Here is an 807-nt window from a genome sequence, read left to right on the forward strand (position 1 = left end):
CAGCGTGATCTTCCCGTCCATCTCCTCCAGCAGATCCCGGACCTTCTTGGCACGGTGAATCGCATGCCGATCCACGATCAGAAAGATCTTCTGCTCCACCCCGGCCGCCAACCGCCTCAGGAACGTGCAAAACACCTCCGCCGTCACCGTGCCCTCGTGCACCATGAACCGAAAGTGACCCCGAGGGCTCACGGCCGAGAGCATGTTTACCGAAAACCGCTTCCCTGTTGCCTTCACCACCGGCGTGTGCCCCGACTGTGCCCACGTATGCCCCTTATGGTAGTCCGACCGGATCCCGGACTCGTCCGCAAAGAAGATCAGGGCGTTCTCCTTGCGCGCCCGTTTACGGATCCTCGGGTACTCCTCCTCCCGCCACTTCTCCACCAAGGCCGGGTTCTGCTGGTACGCCCTGTGAAGCGGCCGTTGCGGCGTGAATCCCAACGTCCGCATCACCCGCCCCACCGAGACTTCGCTCAACCGAACCCCAAACTTCCAGCGGATCAACTCCCGAATCATGCCCAACGTCCACAGGGCAAACGGAAAACTCATCTGCTGCGGGTTCTTGTCTCGGACCGTACGAGCGATCCATGCCATCTGTGCCGCCGTCAGTTTCGGAGGCCGGCCCGTCTTGGGGCGGTTTCGAAGCGCCTCCTCGCCCCCGTAATGGAAGCGCTCGATCCAGCGGTAGATCGTCCGCGGATTGATGTCCAGGGCCTTGGCAAGTTGCTCAGGGCTGACCCCTTCGCGCACCTGGCGCACCACCCGGATGCGCAAGGCTTCCTGAGCTTTTTTGTCGAGCGCTCGATT

General features: G+C 62.1%; 1 protein-coding gene. It reads right to left on the reverse strand.

The annotated features are described in order from the left end of the window. Positions 1-774: IS630 family transposase (locus ACYQ8L_RS18520; RefSeq protein ID WP_459943299.1), on the reverse strand; the 774-nt coding region annotated here is incomplete at its 3' end. Positions 775-807 lie beyond the last annotated feature (33 nt).

It is taken from the genome of Deferrisoma palaeochoriense, assembly GCF_054656955.1.